Source organism: Fructilactobacillus ixorae, from assembly GCF_024029915.1.
Lineage (GTDB): Bacteria > Bacillota > Bacilli > Lactobacillales > Lactobacillaceae > Fructilactobacillus > Fructilactobacillus ixorae.
The window spans coordinates 363,832-384,379 of sequence record NZ_CP097478.1; the positions used below are offsets into that span (position 1 = coordinate 363,832).

The following is a 20,548-nucleotide window of genomic DNA, read 5'->3' on the forward strand; positions in this document are numbered from 1 at the left end:
GCCGGTGCTCAAATAGACAAGTGAGTCAATTTACAGTACAATCGAGGGAGAAAATAAGGGGAATGGTGTCCGATGAGTGGTCAATTTATAACGTTTGAAGGCAATGACGGAGCGGGGAAAACGACGGTGCTCAACCAGGTTGTTGCTGCGTTGCAGCCCCAACTGGGTTCGCAACTAGTGGTCACCCGGGAACCGGGTGGCGATCCGATCGCCGAACAGATACGGTCAGTGATTGTCAATGAAGCAAACCAGGACATGGATGCGCGCACGGAAGCACTGTTGTTTGCAGCGGCGCGTCGCCAGCACCTCGTGCAAGCCGTCCTACCAGCGCTTCGCCAGCACCAAATCGTATTGTGCGATCGCTACGTAGACAGTTCGATTGCCTACCAGGGAGCCGGGCGGAAGCTGGGGGAAGCAGCCGTCTTTCAGATGAATCAGTTTGCGACCGAGGGCCTGCTCCCCAACCTGACCATTTACTTTGCTGTCCCAGTCTCCGTAGGGTTACAACGGATCCAGCAGCGGACCGCAGCCGCCACGAACCGACTTGACCAGCAACACCGTGATTTTTACGTGCGGGTGCACGATGCCTACGAACGGTTAGCGACGGAACATCCAGACCGCATTGTCCGGATCGATGCTACCCAACCGGTGGCGACCGTGACGCAACAGGTGTTAACCATTATTGGGCAACACCTTCATCAGAACTTGAGCGCAGGAGGGACGGAATCGTGAAATTAGTTTTAGCAATTATTCAGGAAAAAGATGCCGCACAGTTACAGGCACAACTTAATGACCACAAGATCATTGCGACCCAGTTACCCACCAAGGGGGGCTTTTTAAAGGCTAAAAACGTAACCTACCTGGTTGGAATTGATGATGAACGGGTTCCCGAACTCCTAGACATTATTAAGCACTCCTGCCAGGCTCGCGACCAGTATGTGACCCCACCGATTAACCTCGTGGGGAGCATTAACGATACGGCCTATCCGGTTGAAGTTCAGGTCGGTGGGGCCACGGTCATGGTACTGCCGATTGAATCATTTTTCCGGTTCTAACGGATGAAAACGAAGACAGCCTCCACGATTATTGCCACCGCGCTACAAAAACAGCCAGAGCTGGTGCGCCATTTTGGTGCGGTGGTTCAGGCCGGTGCGTTAAGCCATGCGTATTTGTTTTCAGGGGCTACGGGGCGAGGCAAGCTGGTCGTGAGTCAACTAGTGGCAATGAGTTTATTTTGTGAGCATCCAGACCCAGCGGGCTTACCCTGTGGGCAATGTAACGAATGTGTTCGGATTGCAAACGGGGAACATCCCGATGTCTTAACCCTAAAACCCGATGGTCAATCGATTAAAATCGACCAAGTGCGGCAGTTAAAAGGGGAGTTCTCCAAGAGTGCGGTCGAGGGCAAGCAGAAGGTCTTTATTATCGATGCTGCGGATACCATGACGGTGGCCGCAGCTAATAGTTTGCTCAAGGTCATCGAAGAACCTACGGCAACGGTGACCGCCATTCTGCTAACCACAGATTATCATCACATGTTGCCTACGATTCGGTCCCGCACCCAGTTGGTGGAATTTCCGCCCATCCAAGCAGCCGAACTGATTCGCTATTTACAGGCGCAGCAAGTGAGTGCGACGGACATGACCCTCGCGTTAAAAATCACGAATGATACCGATGAACTCGACCAGTTGGTAACAGATCACTGGCTAAGTAAAATGAAACAGCAGCTAGAAACGTGGTTTACGTGGATTAAACAGGGCGACGCCCAGGCGTTTCCCTTTATTCAAACGAATGTCTTACCCCTTGTAAAGGATCGTTTTAGTCAAAACGTGACAATTACGATGATTTGTTTGCTCTTCCAGGATCTTTTTGACGTGAAATTTCGGGCGTTGCCCGCTACGAAGTTAGCATTTGGAAATGCTTATGATTTACTTAAATCCGCGGCGGATCAATTGTCAGATGAGCAAATTGTCAGTATGATTAATGACATATTGACCACCGCACAACAGCAGCAGGTGAACGTTGGCTTTCAGAGTATTTTAGAGGTCATTACCCTGCAGTGTTTAGCCACCATAAATTAGCAAACGAGAGGGATGATGGTGCTTGGCAAAAAATGTGGACGAGGGCATGGATGATCTGTCCGCCCAGTTCGAACAAATGCTAACCAAAATTACAACGTTACGGACCAAGGTTGCCGTAATTTTAGAAGAGAATTCGGAATTGCGAATTGAAAATGAACACCTGCGGGATTTATTGGGGTCTGCTGAAAAACAACATCACGGCGTCCGGGAATTGTCCCAGTCCAAAAAGAACCTCGAAAAACTGTACAACGAAGGCTATCACATTTGTAATCAGTACTATGGAAAGCGGCGGGCGGAAAACGAAAGCTGTATTTTTTGTACTGACATTATTTACGGAGAACGTTAACCATGACCATCTATGCGCAGAGTAGCTTTGCTCCCCGGGCAACAGGAACTTTATACCTAGTGCCCACGCCGATTGGCAACTTGGACGATATCACGTTGCGAGCTCTCAATACGTTACGGACGGTTGATGTGATTGCCGCCGAAGACACCCGGAACACGCAAAAGTTGCTCAATCACTTTGAAATCAACACCAAGCAAATTAGTTTTCACGAGCATAATACCGCCCGGCGGATTCCGGAGCTAATTGACCGCCTTGAGGCCGGGGCAACAATTGCCCAGGTGAGCGATGCCGGGATGCCCTCCGTGAGTGATCCTGGTCATGAGTTAGTGCAAGCCTGCATTAAGCACCAGCTCCCCGTGGTCAGTTTACCTGGGTCGACCGCTGGCTTAACTAGTTTGATTGCATCGGGGCTAAGTCCGCAGCCGTTTTTGTTTTACGGTTTTTTGCAACGGAAACCAGCAGAACAGCGACGCGAACTCCAAGGTTTACAGAATGAGACCGCCACGTTAATTTTCTACGAGGCTCCCCACCGGTTAAAGAAGACGTTAACCAACCTAGCCGAGGTGCTGGGGAATCGGTCAGCAGCCTTAGGGCGGGAACTCACTAAGAAGCATGAAGAATACGTCCGCGGAACCCTGAGTGAATTAGTGAAGTGGGCCACGGAGGAACCCGTGCGGGGGGAATTCGTGATCTTAGTGGCCGGGAATCCGGAGCCGACTTCAGCTTCCCCAGTGGTTGCCCCAACACTCTCAATCGAAGCCCAGGTGCAACAACTGGTGCAGACGGGAATGAAACCCAACCAAGCGATTAAACAGGTGGCGAAAACCAATCATTTGGTCCGCCAGGATGTCTATAATCGCTTTCATCAGCTTGATAAATAGGAGAAAAGGTCATGTCAGCTTCCATTTTTTCAGAGAACTACAAGATTGCGAACTTTCAAACGGGAATTCACGGGAAAGTGACGTTGCAATTTTTAATTGATAGCTTTATTCAGGTTTCAGAGGATGAATCTGTCGGCCTGTCCGTTGGAATTGATGACGTTCAGGAGACGGGGGTGACGTGGATTGTCGTGCAACAAGATCTACACATTAACCGCTTACCGAAGGCGAACGAACGGGTCCGCATTGAAACCCAGGCGACGGCCCACACGAATTACTTTGCGAAACGGGTGTACCGCATTTATGACCACGCGGACCATTTACTGGTGGATGTTAATAGCCTGTGGGTGATGATGGATTTGAAGACCCGAAAAATGGTTAAAATTAACGAAGCCATGACGAAACCGTTTGGTAGTGAACACGTGAAACGGTTACCGCGTCTGACCAAAATTCCTGGACTGATTGGTCCGGCAGAGTGGGAAATGACGTATCCGGTGTTATTTAGTGACATTGATTTTAACGGTCACGTTAGTAACACGCACTACGTGGGCTGGATGACGAACACGTTACCCTTTGAATTTTTGCGGGACTACCTGCCAACTGAATTTAGCATTAAGTATGTCGATGAGGTCCGGTACGGCGATCAGGTTACGAGTCAAGCCCAATTGTTAACGGCGGACCGAACTCCGGTTACCATCCACCAGATTACCGTGGGCGACCAGATTCGTGCTACCGCGCAGATTAAATGGACAAAGATTACACCAAAGAAGGCGGAGGAATGAAGACTTTAGCAATTGACACTTCGAATCAACCGTTAACCGTCGCGGTCGTTGACGGTGATCGGGTGCTTGCGACCACGACCATTACAACTCAACGAAAACACGCGGCCTATGCAATGGAAATTGTGGAGCGCTTGGTTAAACTAGCTAAGTTAACTCCGGCGAATTTAGAGCGGGTTGTGATTGCCAATGGACCAGGATCCTATACGGGGTTACGGGTAGCCGTGACGATTGGGAAGGTGCTTGCGACCACCCTCGGCATTGAATTGGTGACCGTGTCTAGCCTACAAACCTTGGTGCTCAACGTCACGGCGGAACAGCACCTGGTCGTACCCCTGTTTGATGCCCGGAACGAGATTTTGTTCACGGCCGTCTACCGGACGAGTCCGACGGGGCCAAAACTGGTTGTGCCAGAGCAACACGTAGCGTTAGCTGATTGGCTACAACAACTCCAGCAGTTTACTGAACCGCTGACCCTAGTGGGTTCAGACGTTCCAAAGTTTTTGACCCAGTTTCAGGAGCAACTGAACGTCCCAGTACGAACGGTAGCGGGCATTAACAATTTGCCTCAGGCAAGTCAATTGGCCATGTTCGGGGAACGACAAACGCCCGTTTCAGCCGTCGACCAGGTGGTTCCGAACTACCTACGGATGACCCAGGCAGAGGCAGAATGGCAGCGCAAGCACCCAGGAGAGGGATCGACAGGCTATGTTGAACAAGTTTAAAGAGTGGTATCGTAAAAACATTAATGACAAACAAGCGAATCGGATTGACGAGGCCCTTGATTTTAAAAATCGGATTGTGGAAATTTGTGGGATGAAGTATTTTCTCGGGAAGGGGTCAATGACCGACTTGCCGGACCTAATTAAGGTTGACCGGGAAGCTTACGGGAAGCAGGTGAAGTGGAGTCCCAAACGGTTTCAGGCGGGGTTGAAGAACCGTGATAATCGGTTTTATCTGATTTTGCGGCATGACGATGAGTTAGTTGGCTTCATCTGCATTATGATTTCGCGCCAGCAAACCTGCTGTCACATTGAAAACCTGGCCATTTTACCGCAGTTTCAAAAGCGGGGATTAGGCTACTTTTTGACGACGACCATCATTGAACGAGCGCGAGAAATGGGCCTGCACTGTGTGATTTTTACGTGCCGAAAAAGTAACGAAAAATCCCAGAGCTTGGTTCAGGACCTGGGGTTTGTCAAGGTGGATGAGAAACCGGATTACTTTGACGATGGCGAAGCCGCCGTTGACTACCGGTTGCATTTAGATAAACGAAACTACTTAGCGGCCAACAATTTTGGACGTTAAATTAGAACGACAGAAGCGGTGAAAACATGGAAGCACAACCGAGTTTAATCCTCGCCTTTGAAACTAGTTGTGACGAAACTAGTGTGGCAGTTATTAAGGATGGTAACGAGATTTTAAGTAACGTGGTGGCAACCCAGATTAAGAGTCACCAACGGTTTGGTGGGGTCGTTCCCGAAGTGGCCAGTCGGCATCACATTGAACAAATTACGATTTGTTTGCAACAAGCCCTGGATGAAGCTCACGTCACGTACACGGACCTAACCGGAGTAGCAATTACATCCGGACCCGGGCTGGTTGGTTCATTATTAGTCGGCATTACGGCAGCAAAGGCTGTTGCCTGGGCGCACCAACTCCCCCTCATTCCGGTGAATCACCTTGCGGGTCACATTTACGCGACTAACTTTGTGCAGCCGGTGCACTTCCCCGCGCTAGCGCTGGTTGTGTCTGGCGGGCATACGGAATTGGTTTGGATGCCGGCTGAGGGTGAGTTTAAAATCATTGGGGAAACCCGTGATGATGCCGCTGGAGAGACTTATGATAAAATTGGGCGCGTGTTGGGGATTAATTACCCCGCCGGGCCGACCGTGGACCAGTGGGCGCACGCTGGTCACGAAACCTTCCAGTTTCCCCGTGCCATGATCAAAGAAGATAACCTTGACTTTAGTTTTAGTGGGTTAAAAAGTGCGTTTATTAATACGGTTCACCACGCGGACCAGGTTGGCACCTCGTTGAATAAACAGGATTTGGCCGCTAGTTTTCAAGCCGCGGTAATCGACGTGTTGGTCACAAAGACCACTGAAGCGTTGGCACAGTATCCGGCCCAGGAATTTATCTTAGCCGGTGGGGTAGCTGCAAACCAGGGGTTGCGGGCGGCACTCCAGGCAGCGGTTACTGCCAAGGGAGTTCCCTTTGTGATGGCTCCGCGCAAGCTGTGTGGCGATAACGCCGCGATGATTGGAGCGGCCGGCGCCATGTTGCAACGCCATGGTGCTCACGCGGATATGAGTTTGAATGCTGAGCCCGGGCTGGAATTTGAGTGGGAAGCAGCTGCTCCGCACTAATCGAAAGCCAATTTAGCCGCTGATAACAAGTTTTTTTAATTAGTAGTAACTAAAAATCCCGTCCCAACATGACCGTGCTGGGACGGGATTTTTTATGGTTCATCTAAGGCTTCTAGGTCTAAGCTTGCCGCTTCCCACTGGGATTCAACCGTTTGTTGGGTAGCTTGCAGTTCGTTTAACTGGGTTTGCAGTTCACTGCTCTTTGTAGCATCCTGATAATTTTCTGGTTTGGTCATGGCCGTTTGGACGCTTTGGATTTGCGTTTCGAGGTGACCCAGTTGGGTTTCTAGATCCTGAATGGTGCGGGCTAACTTTCGTTGCTGTCGTTGGATGTCCTTTTGACGTTGAAATTGCTGCTTTTGGTCGGAAACAGGGACAGTGGAAACGGGTTGCTGTGGCTGTTCATGCGCCGCAATTTCTGCTTCCTCCGCTTTTTTAGCCCGGTAATAATCGTAGTTACCCATATAGGTAGCTGAGCCCGTGGCGCTCAGTTCAACGATGTGGGTAGCCAACTTGTTGATGAAATACCGATCGTGAGAAACAAACAGAATTGTTCCCTGAAAGTCCAGGAGGGCTTTTTCTAAGACGTTAATGCTATCGACGTCGAGATGGTTAGTTGGTTCATCTAGGACTAAAAAGTTATCCTGTTCCATAGATAATTTGGTTAATAATAGGCGGGCCCGTTCGCCCCCTGAAAGATTGGCAACTCGTTTTTCCACTGCTGCACCACTGAAGAGAAAGCTCCCGAGGATGGAGCGGATGTCACCTTCGGGAGTGGTCGGGTAATCATCCCAGAGTTCGTGGAGCACGTCCTTTTCGGGATGCAGGCGAGCCTGTTGCTGGTCGTAATAGCCGATCTGGACTCCGGTTCCAAAGCGAATCGTACCCTGAAGTGGGGGCAGCTCCCCCACAATTGTTTTTAGTAAGGTTGATTTTCCCACCCCGTTGGGACCAAAGATGGCAACACGTTGTTGCCGTTTTAAGTGCAGGTTAATTGGGTAACTCAGCTCTTGGTGGTAGCCAATCCCGAGGTTTTCGACGTCTAAGACGACCTCCCCACTTTTGCGAGCGGGTTGAAAGTGAAAGCGAGCGGTGGCCCGTTGCCGACTGGGTTTTTCCACCCGGTCGAGCTTGGCGAGTTGTTTTTGCCGTGACTGGGCCCGTTTGGTAGTGGAGGCCCGCACCAGGTTTTTCTGGATAAACTCCTCATCTTTTTTAATTTGGTGTTGCTGTTTTTCGTATTTCTTAGCAGCCAGAGCCAACTGGTGTTCCTTTTCGGTTACAAAGAAACTGTAATTTCCGGCGTAGTCGGTTAACCGGCCGTGGTCTAATTCATAAATGCCCGTTACCGTCTGATCGAGAAAATAACGATCGTGAGAAATAATTAGAAACGCCCCGGCGTAGGACTTTAAAAAGTTTTCTAACCAGGCCGTCGTCTCCATATCAATGTGATTGGTCGGTTCATCCAGTAAGAGCAGGTCGGGCTTTTCGAGTAGCAGTTTAGCTAATGCTACGCGGGTCTGCTGGCCACCCGATAGTTCACTGATGGGGCGAGCTTGGTCGGCGGGGCTAAAGCCAAACGCACTCATAATGGTCCGAATCTCAGCGTGGTAGCCGTAGCCGTTGTTTCGCGTAAAGTCGGCTTGCAACTGGTCGTAAGTTTTGGAAACGGCGGCTAGTTGGGCCGGATCCTGGTTCACGGCCGGCTGACTCATCTGGTCTTCGAGTTGATGGAGCTTGGCTTCCATTTCCTGTAAGCCTTGAAACGGCAGCTCTAACTCGGCTTGAATCGTTCGGTCGGAATGAAGCCCTGTATTTTGGGGTAGGTAGCCAATCGATAAGTTTTGCTTAGTGGTTACGGTCCCAGAGCTAATCGTTTGGGGCTCAACCAACATTTTTAACAGGGTTGATTTTCCTGCGCCGTTTTGGCCGACTAACCCGAGATGACTGTGGTCATTAAGGGTTAAATTAAGATCCTCAAAGATTGCCACGCCATTAAATCGTTTGGTCAGGTGTTGTGCCTGTAAGATAATCATGGTGATTCCTCCTGTCGTCATCTTATCATATTTTTAGTCGTGATTAGGCCGGCTAGTTTGCACCGGTAGGGTAGACTGGAATGGGGAAAACCCGGATTTGTGGTTCGCGGAAGTTGGCTAGTACTAACCAAAAAATTCACAAACTTTTAGTTTGTGGTAGAATGGTAAAAGTGAAGGTACGACTAATTTTAAGGAGGAAACTAGCTAATGGCAGAAGTGAAAATTCCCCGTGCAACTGCAAAGCGCCTGCCGCTCTATTATCGCTATTTAAACATTTTACATGACGGGGGCAAAACACGGGTCTCATCGACTGAACTAGCTGATGCCATTCACGTGGATTCAGCGACCATTCGTCGGGATTTTTCCTACTTTGGGGCCCTTGGGAAACGAGGTTACGGGTATGACGTTGACAACCTATTAGAGTTTTTCAAGAACATCCTCCACCAAGACCGGCTGACCAACGTAGCTCTAGTGGGAGTCGGGAATCTTGGTCACGCCCTGTTGAACTTTAATTTCCATCAGGATAGCAACATTCGGATTTCCGCGGCGTTCGATGTGAATCCAAAGAACGTAAATACGATTCAGGGGGGTGTACCCATTTACCCGATGGATCAAATGATTAACCAGCTCCGGGATCAACAAATCAGTGTGGCGATTCTAACCGTTCCGGCGAAGGTGGCCCAAGACGTTGCTGATCAAGTTTCGGAAGCCGGGGTAAAGGGGATTTTAAACTTTACGTCTCGGCGCTTGGATGTTCCTGATGACATTCGGGTGCACAACGTGGATTTGACCAACGAATTGCAAACCCTCATTTACTTTATTGATCACTATGATGACACAACCGAGGAATAGGAGTTACTGATGCAGTAACTCTTTTTTTGAAACTAAATTCTTGCATTTTTATAGCAGGGGGATTATATTAATAATGTAATTAGCACTTGATGAGTTTGAGTGCTAAAAAGTTACTTTATTGGAGGGATTAAGATGTTACAACCAATTGGAGATCGGGTTATTATCGAAGTAGAAGATCAACCAGAAGAAACAGTGGGGGGGATTGTCCTCGCAGACAACGCGAAGGAAAAACCAACCCAAGGCAAGGTCATTGCTGTTGGAGCCGGACGGGTGCTTGACAGTGGCGAACGGGTCGCTCCAGTAGTTCAGGAAGGCGACAACGTGATGTTTGATAAATACGCCGGCACCAAGGTTAACTATGCAGGTCAAGAGTACTTGGTCATGCACGAAAATGACCTCTTAGCAATCGTAAAATAAGCGTAACAACGGAACACAAATAAAATCAACATGAGGTGATTAAAATGGCTAAAGAGCTTAAATTTTCAGATGACGCACGGAGCGCAATGCTCAAAGGTGTTGATAAATTAGCTGATACAGTTAAAACGACAATGGGGCCCAAGGGTCGTAACGTGGTTTTAGAAGAAACGGCTGGCGATCCAACCATTACTAACGATGGGGTAACGATTGCCAAGGCAATTAGTTTACCAGACCACTTTGAAAACATGGGAGCTAAGTTAGTTTCTGAAGTAGCTTCTAAGACGAACGATGTTGCTGGGGACGGAACCACTACTGCAACTGTTTTGACCCAAGCAATTGTCAAAGAAGGCATGAAGAACGTCACGGCCGGTGCTAACCCGGTTGGTGTACGGCGGGGAATTGAAAAAGCAACTCACGCCGCTGTGGACAGTTTACGGAAGATGAGTCACAAGGTTGAAAACAAAGACGACATTGCTCAAATTGCCTCCATTTCTTCCGCTAGTAAAGAAGTTGGAAGTTTGATTGCGGAAGCCATGGAAAAGGTTGGTAACGATGGGGTAATTACCATCGAAGACTCCAAGGGAGTGGAAACCAGCTTGGACGTGGTTGAAGGAATGGAATTTGATCGTGGTTACATGTCCCAATACATGGTTACTGATCAAGAAAAGATGGAAGCCGATCTCGATAATCCATACATCTTAATTACTGACAAAAAGATTAGCAACATGCAAGACATCATGCCCCTCTTACAATCAGTCGTTGAACAAGGTCGAGCACTGTTAATCATCGCCGATGACATTGGTGGTGAAGTATTGCCAACCTTGGTCTTGAACAAGATGCGAGGAACGTTTAACGTGGTTGCCGTGAAAGCCCCTGGCTTTGGTGACCGGCGGAAAGCCCAATTACAAGACATCGCCACGTTGACGGGCGCAACTGTCATTAGTGATGACTTAGGCTTTGACTTGAAAGATACGACCGTTGATCAACTTGGTCAAGCTAATAAAGTAAACGTTACGAAGGATAAGACAACCATCGTAGAAGGCAAGGGTGACAAAGAAGCCATTGCTAAGCGAGTTGCTGAAATTAAGGGTCAAATTTCAACGACTAACTCTGAATTTGATAAGGATAAGTTACAAGAACGGTTAGCTAAGTTAGCTGGTGGAGTAGCCGTTATCAAAGTTGGAGCTGCAACCGAAACGGAATTAAAAGAACGCAAGTACCGGATTGAAGACGCTTTGAATGCTACCCGGGCTGCTGTTGAAGAAGGGTTCGTTCCTGGTGGAGGCACTTCCTTCATCAACATTCTAGCTGATGTCGCTGCCGTTGATGCCGATGGCGACGAACAAACGGGAGTTGACATTGTGCGTCGGGCTCTGGAAGCTCCAGTTAAGCAAATTGCTGAAAACGCCGGAGTGGATGGCGCTGTAATCGTTGACCACTTGAAACAAGAAAAACCAGGAGTTGGTTACAACGCTGCTGATGGCAAGTATGAAGACATGATTGCCGCCGGAGTTGTGGACCCAACCAAGGTTAGCCGGTCAGCCTTACAAAACGCTGCTTCAGTTTCTTCATTGTTACTTACGACGGAAGCCGTAGTTGCTGAAGAACAAAAAGAAGACAGTAACGACAACCCAGGAATGCCGCAAGGAATGCCTGGAATGATGTAATTTAAATTACCAAATTAAAAGGGAAGTTTACGTAAGTAAACTTCCCTTTTGCTGTTGTCGCGAGCTGGGAGTCGGAGTATAGTAGCAGGTGTATTAAAATGCTAGGAAGCAAATTCAAGATATAGGAGTAAAGTTTCATGTGGCGATATTTAAAGCGTTTAATTATTGGCCGACCACTGAAAAGTACTGATGAAGCCGGGCAATCCCTGACGAAATTTAAGGGCTTGGCGCTCTTGTCGTCAGATGCCTTATCCTCAGTGGCCTACGGGACGGAACAAATTACGGTAGTCTTGATTACGTTATCGACCGCCGCCCTCATGTATCAAATGTGGGTTGCGTTGCTAGTGTTAGTGTTACTAGCAGCTATTACCCTGTCGTATCGTCAAATCATCTATGCTTATCCCTCTGGTGGGGGGGCGTACGTGGTTGCACGCACTAACTGGGGGGAAGGCGCTGGTCTAGTTGCCGGAGGCTCTCTGCTGGTTGACTACATGTTAACCGTGGCGGTTTCGACCACCTCTGGAACGGAAGCCATTACCTCTGCCATCCCGAGTCTCTATCACTATCAGGTGCCGATTGCGGTGCTAATCGTTCTATTTATCATGGTTTTGAACCTACGGGGAATGCGTGATTCAGCCGCGTTTCTGGTCATCCCGGTGTACTTCTTTATCCTAATGATTATTTTGATGATCATCATCGGTGGCTATAACATTCTGACCGGCAAAATTGCGTACCACGCGGCTGCTCCGCTGAATGCTTCGGTGAAGGGCATGACATTGCTGCTCTTCTTTAAAGCCCTTTCAGCCGGATCAGCATCCTTGACTGGAGTGGAAGCCATCAGTAACGCCGTTCCTAATTTTAAGCAGCCTAGTCGGAAAAATGCGGCGAATACGTTGGCATTGATGGCCATTATTTTGGCGATTTTCTTTGGTTCCATCACCTGCTTAAGTTACTACATGGGCATTATTCCCAACGTTAAGGATACCGTGTTGTCCCAAATCGGGAGCGGTGTCTTTGGCCACGGGTTCTTCTATTATATGTTGCAACTTGCGACGGCTCTAATTCTAGCGGTTGCTGCTAACACGGGATTCTCGGCCTTTCCAATCCTGGCCTACAACATGGCGAAGGATAAGTATTTACCGCACGCCTACCTGGATAAAGGGGATCGGCTCGGTTATTCTAACGGGATTATTTCATTGGCGATTGGAGCCATCACGTTGATTTTGATTTTCAACGGGAAGACCAATCTGTTGATTCCACTATATGCCGTCGGGGTGTTTGTTCCATTCACCCTGTCACAGTCAGGGATGATTGTGCACTGGTTCCATCATAAAGAAGGTTTCTGGCCGGGTAAGATGTTCATTAACCTAATTGGAGCTGGGATGTCCTTGATGCTGGTAGTCATCCTGTTTGCCCTCCGCTTTAGGGACGTTTGGCCGTACCTGATCATCATGCCGTTGATTTTGTACATGTTTTATCGGATTCACAACCACTATCAACAAGTGGCCCGTCAGTTGCGGATTGATAACAAGGATGCTGCGGCCCAGATTCGCAAGTACGATGGCTCAACGGTGATTGTGTTGGTAGGAAACGTGACGCAAGTTACCCGTCAGGCGATTAGCTATGCCACTTCGATTGCGAACCAGGTGGTTGCCGTCCACGTCTCCTTTAATTCTGATCCGGAGAGTGAAAAGAAAATTGAGGACCAGTTTAAGCATGAATATCCAGACATTCGGTTTGTTAACATTCACACTTCATACCGTTCCCTCAACGATCCGGTGCTCCGGTTCTGTGACGTAATTGCCCGTAAGGATGATGAGATTAACTACTCTACAACGGTGCTTGTCCCGCAATTTGTGCCTCGGCACCATTGGCAACAAGTCCTGCATAACCAAACGGGACTGCGGCTTCGAGCAGCGCTTAATTCGCGGCAAAACATCATTGTCTCAACCTATAACTATCACTTAAGTAATTAAAAAGCCCCACAAAAAAACCGTTCGGTTCGCCGAACGGTTTTTTATATGATTAATTTATAGGTGAACCAGGTTAGCAAAGAGGGGCACAACAATGTCCACCACGATTGAGATAATGACTACCGAAATGGCAGCCATGGAACCCTGCACTTCACCCAGTTGGAGAGCCTTCGCCGATCCTAACGTGTGCCCGGCTGTTCCCAGGCCTAGCCCCACACCGATTGGATTTTTGAGGTGGAAAATTTTAATTAACCAGTCCCCAATGGCGTAAATGATGACGGCGTTCAAAATGCAGGACATCGCGGTTACGGCAGGAATGCCGTGAATCCCAGCGGCAATTGGCATCGCCACGGCCGTGGTAGCCGCCTGCGGGAGCATGGAAGCAATCCCAGCGTTGTTAAGCCCGAGGAGCTTTGAGACAAAGTACATGATGACGACTGAAATGGTCAGCCCAATCACCAAGGCCAGGATGATTTCTATCCAGTACTTCTTCACAATGTCATTGCGTTTGAACAGGGGGATGGCAAAGGCAATCGTAGCGGGATACAAGAACCAGAAGATGATGTCACCACCTGGCTTGTAAAGGTTTTTGTAAACCCAGACGACGTCGAGATTAGTTACCTTGGCCAGTAACCAGAGCAAGAACACGCCTAGCACCATGCTGACAAAGAGCGGTTGGAAGAGGAAAAAGCCCTTGGTCTTTTTAAACAGCACCGTTCCGATTAGATAGACGACGAGCGAGAGAGCGATTCCAAACATCGGCGTCCCCAAGAATTTTAATAATTCAGCTTGCATATGTAACTACTCCTTTCCGGGAAAGAGGCGCTGGCGCAGCCAGATGAGGGCTGTGGCTACGAGGGCCACCGAAACTAGCATGACGACCGTTGAGATGATAATCATGACGATCATTTGGAGTCCCGAATGCCTCATGATGTTCAGGTCGGCTGCCAGTTGAATCCCAGAGGGAACAAAGAGAAAGGCCAAGATGCTAATCAAGAAGTTACCGACCTTTTCCACGTGAACAGGTTTGATCAGGCGGAAAGTAAGGAGGAGATACAGTAGGATTAACCCGATGACCGGTGCTGGAACCGGGAAATTTGCGGGAAACAGGGCCGAAATTAAGTAGGAAACAAATAAAATCACGGCATAAATCCCCATTTGCACTAAAATGGTGGCCGCTGGTTGTGCATCTTTAGATGACATGAAAAAACTCCCTTCAATTGTGATTTGTTTCACTACCATTATACCAAAGCCCCCGTGAAACGCAATTAGGCTTGCGGTCGTTTCACGGGTTGTTCGACGAATTGCGGTCCCGCGCTGTGGATGGTGACATTGCCTGCCAGGTAGTTAGTTAAAGCTGTTTGGAGGGGTTCCAATTGATCCTGGGCGACCGAAGTGGTGACGGTCACCTCCGTTTGAAAATCCACGTTTTGAATTTCAAGGTGATGGGTATTTAAAAAATAGGTTAATTGATCATAGTTTTTGTAACTCACGCTAATTTGCAAGCATTCGTGCTGGACGATGGCGACGATTCCGACGGCCGCAATGACTTGGGACGTGGCGTTACTGTAAGCCCGAATCAGCCCCCCAGCGCCAAGCTTAATGCCCCCAAAGTAACGGGTCACGACGACGGCAACGTCATGGAGGTGTTCCTGCTTAAGGACCTCTAAAATGGGAACTCCTGCCGTTCCGCGGGGTTCACCGTTATCACTTTCCCGTTGCACGTGGTCGTCTGCCCCAAGGAGGTAAGCAAAGCAATTGTGGGTGGCTTTTTTGTGCTCCGTTTGGATGCGGGTTAGAAAGTGCGCGGCTGCTGCCTCGCTCTGAACGCGGGCAACGTTAGCAATAAACTTAGATTTTTTAATTTCTAGGGTATGGGTGCCTGCGTGGGTGATGGTTAAAAATGGTTGTGTCATAAGAAGGCTCCTTTCCGTATCTCTGGTAGAGGTGAAGTTATGAATGAGCTTGATTTGGCGGGTCGATTAGTACCCGTGACTGCCGAGCAACAGCGGGAATGGGCCAGTGAGGCTAGGATTAAACTAACTCCCGCGTTGCAGGTATTATCCACTGTTATTCATTGTAACCGATGCCACAATGATTGTGAAAAGTCAGTCAGTCGGTTGCCGACCGGGGACTATTACTGTCGGAACTGTATTAACCTCGGTCGGCTCGACAGTTCCATGGCGCTAGCGACTAGGGCGGAACCAAATGCGTTTCAAGTTGAAAAGCCCCCGGTGTTAGCCTGGGCTGGCAAGTTAACCCCCGGCCAACAAAGCTGTGCAGCCCAGATTCAGCAGGGCTTTCAAACCCACCAATCCCAGTTATTGTGGGCGGTGACGGGGGCTGGTAAAACCGAGATTTCGTTTGTCGGGCTTGCCTGGGCACTGGAGCAGGGACTACGGGTTGCAATTGCATCGCCCCGGGTTGACGTTTGTTTAGAACTCTTTCCGCGCTACCAGGCGGCATTTCCCACCATTTCCATGGTGCTCTTGCATGGGCAACAGCAAACACCATACTCGTATCAGCAACTAACCATCTGTACGACCCACCAGTTACTGCGCTTTCAGGCCGCGTTCGATGTGTTAATCTTGGACGAAGTGGATGCGTTTCCCTATGCCGGTAATCCGACCTTGGCGATGGCCACCCAGCGTGCGGTGAAATCACAGGGCGCGTTACTATTAATGACGGCAACGCCCAGTCGCCGGTTACAACGGGAGTATCGGGGCCGCATTGCCTACTTACCGCGTCGGTTCCACGGCTTCCCGTTACCCCAACTGCGGTGGCGATTGGCTTACCGCTGGCGCCACCAGCTGGAACGGGGCTGCTTACCGGGGGTCTTAAAGCGGCTGGTGCAACAGAAGATGCAGGCCCAGCAACCCTTTTTGCTGTTTGTGCCCCGGATTCGCGATCTGGCGGTGATCGATGCCTACCTCACGAAGCGGTTTCAAGACCGAGGACAGTGGGAAACCGTGTACGCAGGCGATGAAGCGCGGCTTGCTAAGGTGAATAAAATGCGGCAACGGGAGGTTTTGTTTTTAGTGACTACGACCATTTTGGAACGGGGCGTGACCTTTCCTGGGATTGACGTGATTATTTTAGGAGGCGATGACCGAGTCTTTTCGGTGCCCTCACTCGTGCAAATGGCAGGCCGAGTTGGGCGGAAAGCTACTCGTCCAACGGGGACCGTGGATTGCATTGTGGCGGCCTACACCACCAATGTCATTCAAGCTAGGCACCAAATTGCCCAGATGAATCGGCGAGCGCAATCCCATGCGTGAGCAGTGTTTGTGGTGTGCGCAACCACTACAGCAGCAGTTACCAATTGCGTTTTTGCTTAGTTTTAGACCATATCAAGTTCCGGATTTATGTGCGAAGTGTGTTCGCCTGTTTGCACGACCAACTGGGCCCCAGTGTCCGCAATGTGGTCGGTTTCAAGCCACGACGAGTCGGTGCTCGGAATGTCAGTGGTGGAACCAAAGGATGGCAGTGCCGTTAGTAAACCAGGCGTTGTATCCGTATCACGGCTTAATGCAAACCTACCTGGAGCGGTATAAATTTCAGGGCGATTATGCGCTGCGTTCCTTGGTGAAGGCCGCGGTTGTACAGGTATGTCAAAGGGAACAGGAATTAATCGTTCCGATTCCACTAGCTCCCACGCAGCTAGCGGTGCGGAAGTTTAATCAGGTAACTGGATGGTTAACGGACGTTGCGTTCGTCTCCGCGCTCATGGCAAAGCCGAAATTGGTGAGCCAACATCAACAAACTCGCCAACAACGATTAGTGGGCTGGCAACCATTTGCGCTTAATCCGAGCACCGCAGCACAACTCCCGGGGACCCGAGTTTGCTTGGTCGATGACGTGTATACAACGGGACAAACTCTACACCAAGCCCAGCGGTTGCTTTTGGCAGCAGGGGTGCAGGGAGTTCGCAGTGTGACATTGGCCCGGTAATTAATTGTTATTTGAGTGAATATTAACTATAATAAAGGTTGAGTGTGAAATAGTGGCAAGCAAAAAGGAGATCCGGATTATGTTATCATTTAATGTTCGTGGCGATGACGTCGATGTTACCCCTGAGGTACGGCAAACAATTGAGCAGCAGGTCGAACAGCTTAATGCGGAACTAGCAGAGGGTGTCGATGCGGTAGCACACGTTAATTTAGTTGGATATCCGGATCAACTGATTAAGGCTGAAATTACGATTATCTTTCCGTTTTTATTACTTCGCGGAGAGGCAACTAGCAACCAGCTCAAGACGAGCGTTGCAAATGCGGTTGAGCAAATCATGGCACAAATCAAGCGCTACCGTACGAACGTTAACCACCATGCCGAACAAGTGGGTCACACGCCGCTATTTAAGCCGGAGGAGACGCCGGCGGTCACCCTTGATGTGGTTCGGAAAAAACGAATCCCGTTAAAGCAGCTGGATTCAGAAACTGCGATTTTACAAATGAACTTACTGAATCATGATTTTTACGTATACAAAGACATTAATAATGAAACGATTAACATCATTTACCGGCGTAACGATGGTCACTACGGTCAGATTACAACGGAAAGTTAATGTTTGGTAATCGAAGAGCTCTCAAAAACTTATTTTTGGGAGCTTTTCTTTTCTAAGCATAATTAAACTGATTTTAATTAAAGTGGGAAAATGTTAAAATTAAAAGTATGTAGACAACCGGTGACAAGAAATTCAAATGGAAACAATGAGGAGATTTAAAGCATGGCAACGAACGTATTAAAAAAATGGGTCGAAAGCGATAAGCGGCGCATCAAACAACTGGGCCAGCTTGCCGACCAAGTGAGCGCTTATTCAGAAGAATATCGCAACCTGAGTGATGCCGACTTACAGGCCAAAACCCCCGAATTCAAGGAACGCTACCAACAAGGGGCTAGTTTAGATGATTTACTGCCCGAAGCCTTTGCAGTCGTCCGGGAGGGGGCCCGCCGGGTCTTAGGTATGACCCCGTTCCGGGTACAAATCATGGGGGGGATTGTGCTCCATGAAGGAAACATTGCTGAAATGAAAACCGGGGAAGGAAAAACCCTGACGGCTACGATGCCGGTTTACCTGAATGCTTTATCAGGCAAAGGGGTCCACGTGGTGACGGTTAACGAGTATCTGTCGGCCCGGGATGCAGAACAGATGGGAGAATTATATAACTGGTTAGGACTCTCGGTCGGGGTGAATACCGCTGAAAAGAATCCAGAGGAAAAACGGGCTGCCTATAACGCTGACATTACGTACTCCACTAACAGTGAAATTGGCTTTGACTATCTGCGCGATAACATGGTGGTTTACAAAGAAGACCGGGTGCAACGCCCCTTAAACTTTGCGTTAGTTGATGAAGTAGATTCAATTCTAATTGATGAGGCGCGGACGCCGTTGATTATTTCTGGACAAGCCCAGGGGGCCAACGAACTGTATCGCCAGGCCGATCGCTTTGCCAAAACTCTGACGGCAAAGGATGATTTCAAGGTTGATTTGGAAACCAAGACGGTTTCGTTAACCGAACTGGGGATCCAAAAGGCCGATCAATTCTTCAACTTAAAGAACATTTATGACACTGATAACACGGCCTTGACCCACCACATTGACCAGGCCTTACGGGCTAACTACGTCATGGAACGGGATAAGGATTACGTGGTGAAGGACGACGAAGTGCTCATCGTGGACTCCTTTACCGGGCGGATTATGGAAGGTCGGCGGTTCTCGGATGGACTACACCAAGCCCTAGAAGCGAAGGAAGGCGTGACCATCCAAGAGGAAAGTAAGACGATGGCCAACATCACTTACCAAAACCTTTTCCGGCGGTATAGTAAGTTAGCCGGGATGACGGGAACGGCCAAGACCGAACAAGAAGAATTCCGGGAAATTTATAACATGAACGTGGTTAGCATTCCGACCAACAAGCCGGTGGTCCGGGTTGACGAATCAGATGTGTTATATCCCACCCTCCAATCTAAGTTTGATGCGGTGATTGCGAAGGTTAAAGCGCTCCACAAACGGGGACAACCGATCCTATTGGGAACCGTGGCAGTGGAAACTTCTGAATACCTCTCCAACCGCTTAGACCAAGAACACGTTCCCCACGTGGTCTTGAATGCCAAAAACCACGCTAAGGAAGCAGACATTGTGGCGAATGCCGGGCAAAAAGGCGCCGTTACGATTGCCACTAACATGGCCGGCCGGGGAACCGATATTAAACTTGGACCTGGGGTCGTTGGCGTTGGTGGACTTGCCGTCATCGGGACCGAACGGCATGAATCGCGGCGCATTGATAATCAACTGCGGGGCCGGGCCGGCCGGCAAGGAGACCCAGGTTACTCCCAGTTCTATCTGTCACTGGAAGATGATTTGATGCGGCGGTTTGGTTCGGAACGAATCAAGAACGTCCTAAACACCCTCAAAGTGGAAGACGACGATGCCGTCATCAGAAGTCGGATGATTACCAAACAGGTCGAATCTGCCCAAAAGCGGGTTGAAGGAAATAACTACGATTCGCGAAAAAACGTGTTGAAGTATGACAACGTGATGTCAGAACAACGAGACGTGATTTACGGCGAACGCAACCGGGTAATTGAAGAAGATCAGTCCCTGCGGTGGGTGATTATGCCAATGGTCGAACGCACGATTGACCGGATTGTTTCCCTGCATACCCAAGGGGACCCCAAGGATTGGCATTTGGATACGATTGTTGATTTTGCCGCTAGTTGTCTGGTAAGTCCCAATGAAATTAGTATTGACGACTTAGAAGGGAAGAGCGCAACGGAAATCAAGGATTACTTGACCCAGTTGGCCCGCAATGCCTACGACGAAAAAGCTCAACAATTTCCAGATCCGAGTCAGTTACTGGAATTTGAAAAGGTGGTTATTTTACGGGTGGTCGATGACCACTGGACAAATCACATTGATGCTATGGACCAACTACGAGAAGCGATTGGGCTTCGTGGTTACGGTCAATTAAACCCCCTCGTTGAATACCAACGGGAAGGGTTCCGGATGTTTGAAGAAATGGTTGCGGACATTGACTATGACGTTACCCGACTCTTTATGAAAGCAGAAATTCGACAAAACATTCAAAGATAACTAAAAGCGAAGGACTGCGGTTCTTCGTTTTTTCGAATCAAAGCCGATGCAAGCAAG

The 20,548-nt window shown here is 49.1% G+C and carries 21 protein-coding genes; 17 read left to right on the forward strand and 4 right to left on the reverse strand.

Annotation, left to right across the window (positions count from 1 at the left end; all coding sequences use genetic code 11):
* The first annotated feature begins 72 nt into the window (after positions 1 to 72).
* The 9 genes from tmk to tsaD are packed head-to-tail and all read left to right on the forward strand — an operon-like array spanning position 73 to position 6,453.
* Positions 73 to 732: a dTMP kinase gene (tmk, locus tag M8332_RS01740; protein ID WP_252780462.1), complete on the forward strand. Its 660-nt coding sequence runs from the start codon at positions 73 to 75 to the stop codon at positions 730 to 732.
* A complete protein-coding gene (locus M8332_RS01745; RefSeq protein ID WP_252780463.1) occupies positions 729 to 1,055 on the forward strand; it encodes a cyclic-di-AMP receptor in 327 nt (108 codons plus the stop codon). The genes tmk and M8332_RS01745 overlap by 4 nt, the downstream gene beginning before the upstream one ends.
* A 3-nt stretch (positions 1,056 to 1,058) precedes the next feature.
* Positions 1,059 to 2,081 carry a DNA polymerase III subunit delta' gene (gene holB, locus M8332_RS01750; protein ID WP_252780464.1) on the forward strand — a complete coding sequence of 341 codons (1,023 nt, stop codon included), beginning with the start codon at positions 1,059 to 1,061 and terminating at the stop codon, positions 2,079 to 2,081.
* A 22-nt stretch (positions 2,082 to 2,103) separates the two neighbouring features.
* Positions 2,104 to 2,427: a DNA replication initiation control protein YabA gene (locus M8332_RS01755; protein ID WP_289847025.1), complete on the forward strand. Its 324-nt coding sequence runs from the start codon at positions 2,104 to 2,106 to the stop codon at positions 2,425 to 2,427.
* 2 nt (positions 2,428 to 2,429) lie between these two features.
* Positions 2,430 to 3,308 carry a 16S rRNA (cytidine(1402)-2'-O)-methyltransferase gene (gene rsmI, locus M8332_RS01760; protein WP_252780465.1) on the forward strand — a complete coding sequence of 293 codons (879 nt, stop codon included), beginning with the start codon at positions 2,430 to 2,432 and terminating at the stop codon, positions 3,306 to 3,308.
* Between the two features lie 11 nt (positions 3,309 to 3,319).
* On the forward strand, positions 3,320 to 4,087 hold the full coding sequence (locus tag M8332_RS01765; RefSeq protein ID WP_252780466.1) for an acyl-[acyl-carrier-protein] thioesterase: 768 nt from the start codon (positions 3,320 to 3,322) through the stop codon (positions 4,085 to 4,087).
* On the forward strand, positions 4,084 to 4,809 hold the full coding sequence (gene tsaB, locus M8332_RS01770) for a tRNA (adenosine(37)-N6)-threonylcarbamoyltransferase complex dimerization subunit type 1 TsaB (protein WP_252780467.1): 726 nt from the start codon (positions 4,084 to 4,086) through the stop codon (positions 4,807 to 4,809). The genes M8332_RS01765 and tsaB overlap by 4 nt, the downstream gene beginning before the upstream one ends.
* Positions 4,793 to 5,392, forward strand: a complete 600-nt coding sequence (locus tag M8332_RS01775; protein ID WP_252780468.1) for a GNAT family N-acetyltransferase — start codon at positions 4,793 to 4,795, stop codon at positions 5,390 to 5,392. Before tsaB ends, M8332_RS01775 begins: the two co-directional genes overlap by 17 nt.
* A gap of 26 nt (positions 5,393 to 5,418) precedes the next feature.
* Entirely contained in the window at positions 5,419 to 6,453 is a 1,035-nt protein-coding gene (gene tsaD / locus M8332_RS01780) for a tRNA (adenosine(37)-N6)-threonylcarbamoyltransferase complex transferase subunit TsaD (protein ID WP_252780469.1), read from the forward strand.
* 92 nt (positions 6,454 to 6,545) lie between these two features.
* On the opposite strand, the gene M8332_RS01785 is transcribed toward tsaD, so the two are convergent.
* Entirely contained in the window at positions 6,546 to 8,489 is a 1,944-nt protein-coding gene (locus tag M8332_RS01785; RefSeq protein WP_252780470.1) for an ABC-F family ATP-binding cassette domain-containing protein, read from the reverse strand.
* A gap of 207 nt (positions 8,490 to 8,696) precedes the next feature.
* Between M8332_RS01785 and M8332_RS01790 the strand changes: the two genes are divergently transcribed.
* The 4 genes from M8332_RS01790 (at position 8,697) to M8332_RS01805 (ending at position 13,401) form a co-directional block, all read left to right on the forward strand.
* Positions 8,697 to 9,341, forward strand: coding sequence for a redox-sensing transcriptional repressor Rex (locus tag M8332_RS01790; RefSeq protein WP_252780471.1), 645 nt, complete (start codon positions 8,697 to 8,699; stop codon positions 9,339 to 9,341).
* Between the two features lie 132 nt (positions 9,342 to 9,473).
* On the forward strand, positions 9,474 to 9,758 hold the full coding sequence (groES, locus tag M8332_RS01795) for a co-chaperone GroES (protein ID WP_252780472.1): 285 nt from the start codon (positions 9,474 to 9,476) through the stop codon (positions 9,756 to 9,758).
* Positions 9,759 to 9,802: 44 nt separating this feature from the next.
* Positions 9,803 to 11,425, forward strand: coding sequence for a chaperonin GroEL (gene groL, locus M8332_RS01800; protein WP_252780473.1), 1,623 nt, complete (start codon positions 9,803 to 9,805; stop codon positions 11,423 to 11,425).
* 137 nt (positions 11,426 to 11,562) lie between these two features.
* Complete coding sequence (locus M8332_RS01805; protein ID WP_252780474.1) at positions 11,563 to 13,401, forward strand: APC family permease; 1,839 nt, start codon at positions 11,563 to 11,565, stop codon at positions 13,399 to 13,401.
* Positions 13,402 to 13,455: 54 nt separating this feature from the next.
* On the opposite strand, the gene lrgB is transcribed toward M8332_RS01805, so the two are convergent.
* The 3 genes from lrgB to M8332_RS01820 form a co-directional block, all read right to left on the reverse strand.
* Entirely contained in the window at positions 13,456 to 14,193 is a 738-nt protein-coding gene (gene lrgB, locus M8332_RS01810; protein ID WP_252780475.1) for an antiholin-like protein LrgB, read from the reverse strand.
* Positions 14,194 to 14,199: 6 nt separating this feature from the next.
* On the reverse strand, positions 14,200 to 14,601 hold the full coding sequence (locus M8332_RS01815) for a CidA/LrgA family protein (RefSeq protein ID WP_252780476.1): 402 nt from the start codon (positions 14,599 to 14,601) through the stop codon (positions 14,200 to 14,202).
* A 65-nt stretch (positions 14,602 to 14,666) separates the two neighbouring features.
* A complete protein-coding gene (locus M8332_RS01820; protein ID WP_252780477.1) occupies positions 14,667 to 15,314 on the reverse strand; it encodes a YigZ family protein in 648 nt (215 codons plus the stop codon).
* Positions 15,315 to 15,353: 39 nt separating this feature from the next.
* Between M8332_RS01820 and M8332_RS01825 the strand changes: the two genes are divergently transcribed.
* The 4 genes from M8332_RS01825 (at position 15,354) to secA (ending at position 20,491) form a co-directional block, all read left to right on the forward strand.
* Positions 15,354 to 16,676 carry a helicase-related protein gene (locus M8332_RS01825; protein ID WP_252780478.1) on the forward strand — a complete coding sequence of 441 codons (1,323 nt, stop codon included), beginning with the start codon at positions 15,354 to 15,356 and terminating at the stop codon, positions 16,674 to 16,676.
* Entirely contained in the window at positions 16,669 to 17,349 is a 681-nt protein-coding gene (locus M8332_RS01830; RefSeq protein WP_252780479.1) for a ComF family protein, read from the forward strand. Before M8332_RS01825 ends, M8332_RS01830 begins: the two co-directional genes overlap by 8 nt.
* 79 nt (positions 17,350 to 17,428) lie before the next feature.
* The gene (locus tag M8332_RS01835; protein ID WP_252780480.1) at positions 17,429 to 17,962 is read left to right on the forward strand and encodes a ribosome hibernation promotion factor; all 534 of its coding nucleotides are present in this window, start codon (positions 17,429 to 17,431) and stop codon (positions 17,960 to 17,962) included.
* Between the two features lie 162 nt (positions 17,963 to 18,124).
* On the forward strand, positions 18,125 to 20,491 hold the full coding sequence (gene secA, locus M8332_RS01840; protein WP_252780481.1) for a preprotein translocase subunit SecA: 2,367 nt from the start codon (positions 18,125 to 18,127) through the stop codon (positions 20,489 to 20,491).
* Positions 20,492 to 20,548 lie beyond the last annotated feature (57 nt).

Bases quoted from the DNA above. Each gene is read 5' to 3' on its own strand.
- tmk (WP_252780462.1), top strand. From the start codon at position 73: ATGAGTGGTCAATTTATAACGTTTGAAGGCAATGACGGAGCGGGGAAA.
- holB (WP_252780464.1), top strand. From the start codon at position 1,059: ATGAAAACGAAGACAGCCTCCACGATTATTGCCACCGCGCTACAAAAA.
- rsmI (WP_252780465.1), top strand. From the start codon at position 2,430: ATGACCATCTATGCGCAGAGTAGCTTTGCTCCCCGGGCAACAGGAACT.
- M8332_RS01765 (WP_252780466.1), top strand. From the start codon at position 3,320: ATGTCAGCTTCCATTTTTTCAGAGAACTACAAGATTGCGAACTTTCAA.
- tsaB (WP_252780467.1), top strand. From the start codon at position 4,084: ATGAAGACTTTAGCAATTGACACTTCGAATCAACCGTTAACCGTCGCG.
- M8332_RS01775 (WP_252780468.1), top strand. From the start codon at position 4,793: ATGTTGAACAAGTTTAAAGAGTGGTATCGTAAAAACATTAATGACAAA.
- tsaD (WP_252780469.1), top strand. From the start codon at position 5,419: ATGGAAGCACAACCGAGTTTAATCCTCGCCTTTGAAACTAGTTGTGAC.
- M8332_RS01785 (WP_252780470.1), bottom strand. From the start codon at position 8,489: ATGATTATCTTACAGGCACAACACCTGACCAAACGATTTAATGGCGTG.
- M8332_RS01790 (WP_252780471.1), top strand. From the start codon at position 8,697: ATGGCAGAAGTGAAAATTCCCCGTGCAACTGCAAAGCGCCTGCCGCTC.
- groES (WP_252780472.1), top strand. From the start codon at position 9,474: ATGTTACAACCAATTGGAGATCGGGTTATTATCGAAGTAGAAGATCAA.
- groL (WP_252780473.1), top strand. From the start codon at position 9,803: ATGGCTAAAGAGCTTAAATTTTCAGATGACGCACGGAGCGCAATGCTC.
- M8332_RS01805 (WP_252780474.1), top strand. From the start codon at position 11,563: ATGTGGCGATATTTAAAGCGTTTAATTATTGGCCGACCACTGAAAAGT.
- lrgB (WP_252780475.1), bottom strand. From the start codon at position 14,193: ATGCAAGCTGAATTATTAAAATTCTTGGGGACGCCGATGTTTGGAATC.
- M8332_RS01815 (WP_252780476.1), bottom strand. From the start codon at position 14,601: ATGTCATCTAAAGATGCACAACCAGCGGCCACCATTTTAGTGCAAATG.
- M8332_RS01820 (WP_252780477.1), bottom strand. From the start codon at position 15,314: ATGACACAACCATTTTTAACCATCACCCACGCAGGCACCCATACCCTA.
- M8332_RS01825 (WP_252780478.1), top strand. From the start codon at position 15,354: ATGAATGAGCTTGATTTGGCGGGTCGATTAGTACCCGTGACTGCCGAG.
- M8332_RS01830 (WP_252780479.1), top strand. From the start codon at position 16,669: ATGCGTGAGCAGTGTTTGTGGTGTGCGCAACCACTACAGCAGCAGTTA.
- M8332_RS01835 (WP_252780480.1), top strand. From the start codon at position 17,429: ATGTTATCATTTAATGTTCGTGGCGATGACGTCGATGTTACCCCTGAG.
- secA (WP_252780481.1), top strand. From the start codon at position 18,125: ATGGCAACGAACGTATTAAAAAAATGGGTCGAAAGCGATAAGCGGCGC.